The sequence below is a fragment of the Cupriavidus sp. D384 genome, assembly GCF_001652915.1.
Taxonomy (GTDB): domain Bacteria; phylum Pseudomonadota; class Gammaproteobacteria; order Burkholderiales; family Burkholderiaceae; genus Cupriavidus.
This window is the reverse complement of record NZ_BBQI01000127.1, coordinates 1-10755: the sequence shown is the minus strand read 5'-3', so window position 1 is coordinate 10755 and position 10755 is coordinate 1. Positions and strand designations below refer to the sequence as shown.

7 protein-coding genes are annotated in these 10755 nt (G+C 68.8%); 2 read left to right on the top strand and 5 right to left on the bottom strand.

The features are described from left to right. The 4 genes from A9J21_RS27850 to A9J21_RS27835 form a co-directional block, all read right to left on the bottom strand. Positions 1–1050 (bottom strand): alpha-amylase family glycosyl hydrolase (locus A9J21_RS27850; RefSeq protein WP_255366049.1); only part of this gene is annotated, 1050 nt, incomplete at its 3' end. 7 nt (positions 1051–1057) lie between these two features. After that, entirely contained in the window at positions 1058–3013 is a 1956-nt protein-coding gene (treZ, locus tag A9J21_RS27845) for a malto-oligosyltrehalose trehalohydrolase (protein WP_156546263.1), read from the bottom strand. A gap of 62 nt (positions 3014–3075) precedes the next feature. After that, a complete protein-coding gene (gene glgA, locus A9J21_RS27840; protein ID WP_197497584.1) occupies positions 3076–4689 on the bottom strand; it encodes a glycogen synthase GlgA in 1614 nt (537 codons plus the stop codon). 302 nt (positions 4690–4991) lie between these two features. Continuing rightward, entirely contained in the window at positions 4992–7502 is a 2511-nt protein-coding gene (locus A9J21_RS27835) for a glycogen/starch/alpha-glucan phosphorylase (RefSeq protein ID WP_066741451.1), read from the bottom strand. 264 nt (positions 7503–7766) lie between these two features. Between A9J21_RS27835 and A9J21_RS31800 the strand changes: the two genes are divergently transcribed. After that, entirely contained in the window at positions 7767–7928 is a 162-nt protein-coding gene (locus tag A9J21_RS31800; protein WP_153945994.1) for a hypothetical protein, read from the top strand. Positions 7929–8108: 180 nt separating this feature from the next. Next, positions 8109–10019, top strand: coding sequence for an ATP-binding protein (locus A9J21_RS27830; protein ID WP_066741446.1), 1911 nt, complete (start codon positions 8109–8111; stop codon positions 10017–10019). Positions 10020–10023: 4 nt separating this feature from the next. Here A9J21_RS27830 and A9J21_RS27825 read toward each other — a convergent pair. After that, on the bottom strand, positions 10024–10755 hold a 732-nt coding region (locus A9J21_RS27825), incomplete at its 5' end, for a 4-alpha-glucanotransferase (RefSeq protein WP_197497583.1).

Here is a 10755-nt window from a genome sequence, read left to right as displayed (position 1 = left end):
GCGGGGCGGGTGGGGCGGCGGGGCGCCTGCCTGGTCCATGAAGTCGTAGCCCGTGGTGCCGTCGACCTGCCAGTCGCGCGGCAGTGGCTCGTGTTCGCCCAGGATCTTCTCGATGACCAGCCATGGATGCGCGAGCGCCAGCGCAGCGGGCCGGCCCGGCCGCAGGGCGTCCAGCCGTTCGCGCACGCGGCGGCAATAGCCGGCCGGATCGGCCAGGCCATCCACATGGTCGATGCGCAGGCCGTCGATCCATCCCTCGCGATACAGCCGGAATGGCAGGGCGTGCGTGGCCTCGAATACGTCGTCGCATTCCTGCCGCACGCCCACCAGTTCCGTGATCTCGAAAAAGCGGCGCCAGTTCAGCATGGCGGCCCCGGTGCGCCACCACGCCAGCCGGTAATGCTGGTGTTCGAGCAGCGCGTTCAGTGCCTGCATATCGGTGGGCGTGGCGGGCAGGGCAGCCCCGTCCGCCATGCCCGGCGGCAGATTCAGCGGCAGATCGTGGTCGCCATAGCGCAGCGCCGGTTGGCCGTCGCCGCCGCGCTGCACCGTGAGCGTGCCCGACTCCAGCGTTTGCCAGTAGGCATCGCCCAGTATCGGCAGCAGCACCTTGCCGCGCAGCACGGGGTCGTGCGGTTGCCAGTCGATATCGAAGTAATGCGCATACGCGCTGCGTTCGCCCTGCGCCAGCACATCGCGCCACCATGCGTTGTGCGTGGCATCGGCGGCCATGTGGTTGGGCACGATATCGAGCACGATGCCCAGGCCCGCTTCGCGCGCCTGGGTGGCAAGCGCCACGAGGCCGGGCTCGCCGCCCAGCGCCGTGCTGACCTGCGTGCAATCGGTGACGTCGTAGCCGTGGGTGGACCCGGGGCGCGCTTCGGTGATCGGCGACAGATACAGGTGGCTGATGCCGAGGCCGGCGTAATACGGCACCAGCGCGGCGGCGTCGGCAAAGGTAAGGCCGGCATGCAATTGCAGCCGCGCCGTGGCGCGGGGCACGCCTGCATGATCGAGATCGGCGTGATTCACGTCGGCGGGTGGCGTCATGGCAGTGTCAGGCTGGATGCAGGCAGGCGACGCAGCAGCGTTCGGTAAGGATCCCGGCGTTGAGCGATGCAATGGCGCCGGACTGGCTGGCATGCAGCATCCGGCCGCCGGCGCAGTCTGCTTCCACGGGCCCGGCGCCAAGGTTCAGCCAGATCGACAGCCGGCTGCCGTCGCCCAGGCGCCAGCGTGCCACCAGTGCGCGGTCGGCCAGTGGCGTGACGCCATCGGGCTGGCAATGGCGCAGCCTTGGCATGATCTCGTTGCGGCGGATCGACAGCAGTTCGCCGTAGTAGTGGTTCCACGCGCGGCAATCGCCCTCGGTATCGTCGCAGACCGGGCGCGAGGCATCGAACGTCCCGGGTGCATTGGGATCGGCGATGCGCGCCGCATGGGCGTCGTCGCGAAAGGCCGACGATGCGGCGAATTCGCGCCGCCTGCCGTCGCGCACCGCCTGGGCCAGTTCGGGCGGATGATCGGTGAAATAGAGGAACGGCGTGCGTGCCCCATGTTCCTCGCCCATGAACACCAGCGGGATCTGCGGGCAGAGCAACTGCAGCGCCACCGCCGCGCGCAGTGCGTCGGGGTCGGCCAGCGTGGTCAGGCGTTCGCCGAACGCGCGGTTGCCGGTCTGGTCGTGGTTTTGCAGGAACATGACGAAGGCCGTGGGCGGCAACGCCGTGCTTGGCTGTCCGCGCCGTACCTCGCGGCCCTGCAGCGGGCCGTTTTCGTCGCCGCTGCGGTGCGGCGATACCTCGCCCTGCCACGCGAAGCCTTCGCCCAGCACGCGCGCCAGGTGATGCAGCGCGGGCGTGCCGGTGGCATGCGGCGGCGTGGCGCCTGCAGAGCCGGGCACCTCGGCGTGGTATTCGCGGTAGTACCCGTCGTGCTCGTCCGTCAGCAGCACGTGCAGCGCGTGGTGGGCGTCGTCATTCCATTGCGCGTCGTAGCCGGCCTGGATCAGCGCCACATCGTTGTGATCGTTTTCGAGCACCAGGTGCACATGCCGGTCGGGCAGGCATGTGCGCAGTTCGTGGGCCAGCTGGGGCAGCCACCCTTCGTCCTCGATGGCGTGCACGGCGTCGAGCCGCAAGCCGTCGAAGCGGAACGATTCCAGCCAGTAGCGCGCGTTCTCGCCAAAGAAGCGGCGCACTTCCGCGCGGCGGAAGTCGATGGCCGGACCCCACGGGGTTTGCCGGTCGGTGCGGAAGAAGGCGCTGGCGTACTGGTGAAGGTGGTTGCCCTCGGGCCCGAAGTGGTTGTAGACCACGTCGAGCAATACCATCATGCCCAGCCCATGGGCGGCGTCGATCAATGCGCGCAATTCGTCCGGCGAGCCATAGCTGCGCTCGGGCGCGAACGGCAGCACGCCGTCGTAGCCCCAGTTGCGGGCCCCGGGAAACTCGGACAGCGGCATCAGTTCGATGGCCGTGAAGCCCAGGGCCGCCAGGCGGTGCAGGTCTGAGATCACACCCGTGTAGCCGCCGGACAGGCCGACATGAAGTTCGTAGATCACGGCTTCGTGCCAGGGCCGGCCGCGCCATTCCGTGTGCTGCCAGGTGTAGGCGGCGCCTTTTTCGGGCAGGCACAGCACGCTGGCACCGTGCACGTCGTCGGCCTGCAGGCGCGAAGCCGGGTCGGGCACGATGGTGCCGTCGTCCAGCCGGAACCAGTAGCGCACGCCGTGGCAGCAGGGCACCACGGTCTCGAACCAGCCGTCCTTGCCTTCCATCATCACGACCGGCGCCATGCCGGCCACTTCGAGCCGTACCGCATGACCCTGCCCGGCGGCGTCGGGTGCCCACAGGCGAAAGCGCACGCGGCCGTCTGCCAGGCGAACCGGGCCGAACCAGGATTTTTCGGCTTCGTCGCCGCAGGGCAGCAGGCGGGCATCGGCGCCGAGCGTCTGCCAGTTCGGACGGATTGGCCGGCTGTCACCGGGGGGCAGGGCAGGCGAAGCAGTCATCATCGGAGGCTACCTTCGTGCAGGCAATCGCACATCCAGTCTGGCGCCAGGGGCGACGCCGGTCAGGCGGGCGTCGCGGCCGCGCCGGCATCGGCGGGCGACAGCGCCGGTGCTTCGGGGACCACTGCCGGACGGCGGCCGGCGCGTGCGGGCCGTGCCACCGGCACTGCTGCCACGGGCGCGGCAACCACTGCAGGCACGTGCGCCAGGGCCGGCGCCAGCGCACCGTACAAGGCCAGGTACTGGCGCGCCGGGCCTTCCCAGCCAAAGTCGGTCTGCATGCCGGTACGCTGCAGGCTGCGCCAGTGGCGCTGGCGGCCATACCATCCTAGTCCACGGGCCATGGCGGCGCACATTGCCTCGGCGGATTCGCCGTCGAAAACGATGCCGTTGGCGCGCGCGGCCGGCGCGGCGCCGTCGCCCACGTCGCGCACGGTGTCGGCCAGGCCACCCACGCGCGACACGATCGGCACGGTGCCATAGCGCATGGCATAGACCGGCGTCAGGCCGAACGGCTCGAAGCGGCTGCCGTGCAGCAGCATGTCGGCGCCCGCATGCAGCAGGTGCGCATCTTCCTCGCGATAGCCGATCGCCACGCCCACGCGCTGCGGATGCCGCTGCGCCAATGCGTTGTACGCGGCCTCCAGCGTCAGATCGCCGCAGCCCAGCACCACGAATTGCGCGTCGGCGTGCGTCGCAAGTGCGTGGGCAATGGCGTGGAGTGCCACGTCGGCCATCTTCTGGTGGGTCAGGCGGCTGCCCATGGCAATCACCGGGCGATCGGCGTCCACGGGCAGCCCGTGGCGCGCCTGCAGCGCGGCCTTGCAGGCGCGCTTGCCGGTCAGGTTGCGGGCGTCATAGCGCTGCGGCAGCAGGCGGTCGGTGCCAGGCGACCAGGCGTCGGTATCGACACCGTTCGGGATCGCGCCCAGCACGGCGGCCCGATGCGCCAGCAGGCCGTCCAGCCCGTGACCGAAGTGCGGTGTCAGGATTTCGCGCGCATAGGTATGGCTGACCGTGGTGACGCGGTCGGCATAGCGGATGCCGGCCTTCAGGAAATTGATCTTGCCCCAGAACTCGATGCCGTCCGGCGTCAGCGATTGCGCGGGCAGCCCCAGCGGCCCGGCCGCAGCCATCGGAAATACGCCCTGGAAGGCGAGGTTGTGAATCGTGCAGACGGTGGGGATGTCCAGGCCGCGCGCGCGCATCAGCAGCGGTGTCAGCGCGGTGTGCCAGTCGTGCGCATGCACCAGGCCTGGCACGGGCAGCGGCGTCTCGCCTGCCGCGATGGCCGTGGCCGCATGCGCCAGCGCGGCAAAGCGCTGGGCGTTGTCGCAGAAGTCACGGCCGGTGGCGTCAACGTACAGCGATCCCGGGCGGTCGTAGAGCGACGGGCAGTCCAGGAAGACCACGCGCACGCCGCTGTCCGGCATCAGGCCTTGCAGCAGCCGCGCCGGGCTGTGTCCGGGCGGCAGGGTCATCGGCAAACGGATGGCGCCAAGGCTGCGCACGTCACGGGCGGCCGCTATGGCGCGCGGGTAGCCGGGCATCAGGATCGTGACATCGGCGCCGCGCTGCAGCAGTGCCTGCGCCAGTCCGCCTACCACGTCGGCCAGCCCGCCAGTCTTGGCCAGGGGCTGGGCTTCTGCCGCCACAAACAAGGTGTTCGCGTTCAAGGAGAGACTCCCGCTGATTTGCCGTTCCGGTGGGATGTACTGGACTGTCCGTGTGGCGCCGCACATAGGGGCGCTGCAGGACGCAGAAGAACTGCAATGCGAACTTTGTGCCAGCCCGGGCAGCGGCCGGCGCGCCGCGTGACGCCTGAGGCGGCTGCCCCGGCAGGGCATCGCGCTGGCAACGGCGATGTATAAGGTGCCGCTGCCGTTGTAGAAACTGCCGCGCGCGGGCCGGACACCCACCAATCTGCAAACGATGGGGCGGCCCGCCCGCAATGTGGCGGCAGCGCTACTGCGGGTGGCTACTGGCAGCGCTCGCTGAAGCCGCCGATGGCGTCGCCGGTCCGGCGCGGCCCCTGGACCTGGCCGCTCGACCGCCGCAGCAGGCACACGGGAACGGGGTCCACGTGCCAGACGCGCTCGCAGTATTCGCGGATGGCCCGATCCGACGAGAAGCGGCCCGAACGCGCGGTGGACAGCACCGACATGCGCTGCCAGCGGGCCTGGTCGGCATAGGCGGCCGAGACATCGCGCTGGCACTGCAGGTACGACGCGAAGTCGGCCATCAGCATGTACGGGTCGTGCTGCAGCAGCCCGTCGAACAGCGGGCGGAAGACGGCCGCATCGCCCTTGGAAAAGAAGCCGTGCTGGATCAGGTCCACCACCGCGCGCAGTTCGGGGCTTGACTCGTAGTACGTGGACGGATGGTAGCCGGCCGCCCGCAGCGCATAGACCTCCGACGCATTGAGCCCGAACGGAAAGAAGTTGTCCGTGCCGATGGCGTCGCGCAGTTCGATATTGGCGCCGTCCATGGTGCCGATGGTGATGGCGCCGTTCATGGCGAACTTCATGTTGCCGGTGCCCGAGGCCTCCTTGCCTGCCAGCGAGATCTGCTCGGACAGGTCGGCCGCGGGGTAGATCTTCTGCCCGTAGGTCACATTGAAGTTCGGCAGGAAGACCACCTTGAGCCGGTCGCGCACGTGCGGGTCGCGGTTGACCACGTCCGCCACCGACGTGATGAAGCGGATCATCAGCTTGGCGTAGTGATAGCCCGGCGCGGCCTTGCCCGCGAACAGGAAGGTGCGCGGCGGGATATCGGCGCGCGGATCGGACTTGATCTGATGGTACAGCGCGATGATGTGCAGCACCGCCAGGTGCTGGCGCTTGTATTCGTGGATGCGCTTGACCATCACGTCGAACATCGACGCCGGGTCGACCACCACGCCCGTGGTGTCGCGGATCAACTGCGCCAGGTCGCGCTTGTTGTCGCGCCGCACGGCCTGCCACTGGGCCCGGAATCCGGCATCGTCGGCGTACGGCTCCAGCGCCTGCAGCTGGTCCAGATCCTTGATCCAGCCATCGCCGATGGCGTCGCAGACAAGGCGGGTCAGGCGCGGGTTGGACAGCGCCAGCCAGCGCCGGGGCGTGACGCCATTGGTGATGCTGGTGAACTTCTCGGGCCACATGGCGTGGAAGTCCTGCAGCACGTCCTCGCGCATCAGGCGCGAATGCAGATCGGCCACGCCGTTGATGGCATGGCTGCCCACGCAGGCCAGGCCCGCCATGCGCACGTAGCGCCCCCCTTGCTCGTTGACCAGCGACAGCCGCGCCAGCCGCGACTCGTCGCCGTAGAAACGGATCCGCACCTCGTCCAGAAAGCGCGCGTTGATCTCGTAGATGATCTCCAGATGACGGGGCAGAACGCGCCGGAACAGTTCCAGCGGCCACTGTTCCAGTGCTTCGGGCAGCAGCGTGTGGTTGGTGTAGGCAAAGGCGTTGCGGGTGATGTGCCAGGCATCGTCCCAGCTCAGGTCGTGGTCGTCCACCAGCAGCCGCATCAGTTCGGCAATGCCCACGGCGGGATGCGTATCGTTGAGCTGCACGGCGAACTTCTCGTGGAAGCGGGACACCGGGATGCCGTGCGACGCCAGCAGCCGCAGCATGTCCTGCAGCGAGCACGCCACGAAGAAGTACTGCTGCTCCAGCCGCAGTTCCTTGCCCTGCTGGGTTTCGTCGTTCGGGTACAGCACCTTGGTCAGGTTTTCAGAGGTGACCTTCTTGCTGACCGCGCCCAGGTAATCGCCCCGGTTGAAGGTATGGAAGTCGAACGCCTCGGTGGCCTCGGCACGCCACAGGCGCAGCGTATTCACCGTGTTGACCCGGTAGCCCAGGATCGGCGAATCGAACGGCACACCCACCACGGTCTTGTCGGGTACCCAGCGCACGCGGTAGCGGCCCCGGTCGTCGGTGTAGTGCTCGGTGTGGCCGCCCAGCCGCACCTGTACCGCCCACTCGGAACGCTGGATTTCCCACGGGTTGCCGTGGCGCAGCCAGGTGTCGGTGGTTTCCACCTGCTGGCCGTCGATGATGTTCTGGTGGAAGATGCCATACTCGTAGCGGATGCCGTAGCCCAGCGCGGGGATTTCCAGCGTCGCCAGCGAATCCATGAAGCAGGCGGCCAGCCGGCCCAGGCCGCCGTTGCCCAGGCCCGGTTCCTCTTCATGCGACAGGATGTCGTCCAGGTCGAGGTCCAGCGTGGTCATGGCCGCGCGCACCTCGTCGACGATGCCCAGGTTGACGAGGTTGTTGCCCAGGTGCGGCCCCATCAGGAATTCGGCGGAAAGGTAGGCGACTGTGCGCGACGGCTGGGTCTGGTAGGTCTCGGCGGTGCTGATCCAGCGCTGTACCAGACGGTCGCGCACCGTGTGCGCCAGCGCCTGGTAGAGATCGTTGCCGCTGGCATGGCCGGGCAGCTTGCCCTGGGTGTAGAACACGTGGTCCAGGAACGCGCGCCGGATGGTGGCGCTGGACATGGCGGTACGTGTATCGTCGGCCTGCTCGGGGGCGCTTGTCGTGGCGGTCTGGTTGCCGCGGGTTGCATCGGAAGAGGCTGGCCGCAGCCGGGATGCATCGGTCATCACTTGACTCCTGGACAGATCATCGTGGATAGAGACTTCCTGCTTGTTTCAGGCTAGAAAAGAAATCAGGCGGCACCCGGGAAGCACTAGTCCCGGTGCTGGTATGAAAACTGCAGCGTAGAGGGCCTTCCCATCCTGCAAACCACTGCGAGACGCGCCATGGCTACCCATATCCCCCATGACCCCGTGCGCCGGCCGGATCGTCGGCCTGACCAGAGCCCCGATCACAACAAGGAAAAAGGGGACCAGCCCGCCCGCAACCTGCCGGACAAGCATCCGCCGCCACCGTCGGTCAGCAGGTCGGCACGCGAACACGGCTAGCGCTTTCGTCATCCCGTTGTAGTTTTTGCAAACACCATTCGTCAACCTGGATGGGGCGTGGCGTGACAGGCCGTGCCCATGATGGAAACCGCGCATCCTCCCCGGCCATCGCCGGGTGTCACGGGTGCCTTGACTGCCGCCAAGAAAGGCAGCTGTAACGAGAAAGGAGGGAGCGTAGCCATGGACCTGCCGGGTTCCGCATTGCTCGATGCGCTCGATGCGGTCGACGACACCGCGATCTTCGCGCTGTCGGGGGATGGCCGTGTCAGGGCCTGGACCGAGGCCGCGCGGCGGGTGCTGCTGTACACCGCCGACGAAGTGGATGGCTGCCCGCTGTCGCGTTTTCATCCCGCGGAGTCCGACGACGGCGCGGCCACGGCCGACCAGTTGCTGGCAACGGCGCGCATGCACGGGCGGGCCGAGGACAAGGGCTGGCGCGTGCGGCGCGACGGCAGCGTGTTCTACGCCAGCGTGGTGATCGTTGCGCTGCCCGGGCGCGACGGTGGCCGCGATGGCGGGCCGGGCGGCTTTGCCGTGGTCTACCGCGACATCACCATCCAGTACGCCGCAGAGGAGCACGCCAGGGTGGTGGAGGCGCGCTGGCGCGAACTGCTCGACACGCTCGACGACTGCGCCATCTGCGAACTTGGCGCCGAAGGGCACATCCGCAGCTGGAATGCCGGCGCACAGGCACTGTTCGGATACACGGCGCAGGAGGCGGTGGGCCAACCGCTGGAGCTGCTGCATCCCCGGCCCGATCTGGCGCGGGACGCGTTTTCCGGCATGGCGCCCGGCAACGGCGCGGTCGAGGCCCCTGGCTTGCTTGAGGCCGTGCGGGCCAGCGGCGCGTGGTCCGGCGAACAACGGCTGCAGCGCCACGACGGCACGCTGGTGCGGTGCCACGTGCGGCAGGTGCTGCTGCGCAATGCCGACCAGGGTGTATCCGGCGTGCTGTGGACTGCCCGCGATGTCACCGACGCGGCCCGCCTGGCCGACCTGGAAAGCGCGGGGCGGCGCGTGCAGTCTTTCCTGGCCATCCTGGCCCACGAGCTGCGCAATCCGCTGGCGCCGATCCGCAATGCCGTGGATGTGATCCGGCTTACGCCGGTGGCCGACGTCCGCATCCGCCATTGCGCAGAGATCATCGGCCGGCAATTGCAGTTGCTGACGCGGCTGGTCACCGATCTGATGGATGTGGGCCGTGTGACATCGGGCAAGCTCAAGGTGCAGCCGGTGCCGATTCTCTACAACGAGGTGGTCACCACCGCCATCGAGGCAATGCGTCCCGCGCTGGACGGTGCCAGCCAGACGTTCGAGGTGGCGATGCCGGCGGACCCGGTCTTCGTCAACGGCGATGCGGCGCGGCTGGAACAAGTGCTGTCGAACCTGCTCAGCAACGCCACCAAGTACACGCCGCGGGGCGGCACGGTGACGGTACGCGTGCGCGCGGACGCCGGCAACGTGGTCACCACGATTGGCGATACCGGACGCGGCATCGCACCGGAGGCGCTGGACCGCATCTTCAACCTGTTTGCGCAGGAGGGCGACGAGACCGCCCGATCCGGGCTGGGTGTGGGCCTGGCCCTGGCAAGGGCCGTGATCGAGGCGCATGGCGGCGCCATCCAGGCCAGCAGCGCGGGCGAAGGCCATGGCAGCACATTCACGGTCATGCTGCCCGAAGTGCAGATGGACGGTGCCAGCGTGCCGCGTCCGGGCACGGCCCAGTGCGCAGGCCAGCGCATCCTGATCGTCGACGACAGCGCCGATTCGGCCGACAGCATGGCCGAGTTGCTGACCGTGCTGGGCCACCATGCGCAGCCGGTCTATACGGGCATGCACGCCGTGGAAGCGGTGCGCAGCTTCGCGCCGGACGTGGTGCTGCTGGATCTGGAGATGCCCGACATGAGCGGCTACGAGGTGCTCGACGCACTGCGCCAGACCGGCGTGGGCCTGCGCGTCTTTGCGCTGACTGGACGCAGTTCGCCCGACGACCGGCGGCGCACCGAGGCGGCAGGATTCGACGCGCACCTGGTCAAGCCGCTGACCGTGGAAGCGCTGTGCCGGGCGCTGGCGGATCTGCACGCGCCCTGAAGCGTCACGCATCGCCATCTCCGTCGTCATCGTCGGACTGGTTCCCGCCATCGCGCAGGGCAGCGACCCGCCGCGCTACGTCGGGATGCGCGAACAGGCCGTGCGGATCGGCGTCCAGCCGGCGTTGCCAGTTCGGATGGCCGGAAATCGTGCCGGGCAGGTTCGGCTGTTCGCGCAGCGCCAGCAGGTCTTCCACGGGCACCAGCCGCAGCGGGGTACCGGCGCGGTGCAGCCAGCGCAGCACGGTTTCCACCGGCGCGGCATCGGCCGCCGGTGCCGCGCCGTGAGCCACGCCCCCTTCGCACATGGCTTGCCACAGCGCGCCGCGTTCGGCGGCACGCAGCGCCATCAACCCGGCCTCGGTTTCGTTGGCGCCCAGCTGATGCAGCCGCGCGCGCCAGGCAATATCGCGGCCCGCCCACCAGCCCGCAATGGTCGGCAGGTCGTGCGTGGTCGTGGTGGCAACGGCCAGCGCCGGCCAGCGCTCTGGCGGCAGGAACGCGGCGCTCAGCGGCTCGGCCGCGGCAGGCGTTTCGCTGGGTGCCTGCGCGGGGGGCGAGGCTGGCGTGGCGGCCCCCGCATCGACGGCCATCTCACCACCTTGCACTTGCTCGTCCTCTTTTTCGCGCACGAACCACAGCACGTCGATGCCCAGCACACCGCGCGCGGCCAGCGCGGTGTCGAGCGTTTCGGGCACCGTGCCGAGGTTTTCGCCGATGATGATCGCGCGGTGCCG

Excerpts from the sequence above, each read along its gene's own strand:
- treZ (WP_156546263.1), bottom strand. The coding sequence starts at position 3,013 with ATGACTGCTTCGCCTGCCCTGCCCCCCGGTGACAGCCGGCCAATCCGT.
- A9J21_RS31800 (WP_153945994.1), top strand. The coding sequence starts at position 7,767 with ATGGCTACCCATATCCCCCATGACCCCGTGCGCCGGCCGGATCGTCGG.
- A9J21_RS27830 (WP_066741446.1), top strand. The coding sequence starts at position 8,109 with ATGGACCTGCCGGGTTCCGCATTGCTCGATGCGCTCGATGCGGTCGAC.
- A9J21_RS27835 (WP_066741451.1), bottom strand. The coding sequence starts at position 7,502 with ATGTCCAGCGCCACCATCCGGCGCGCGTTCCTGGACCACGTGTTCTAC.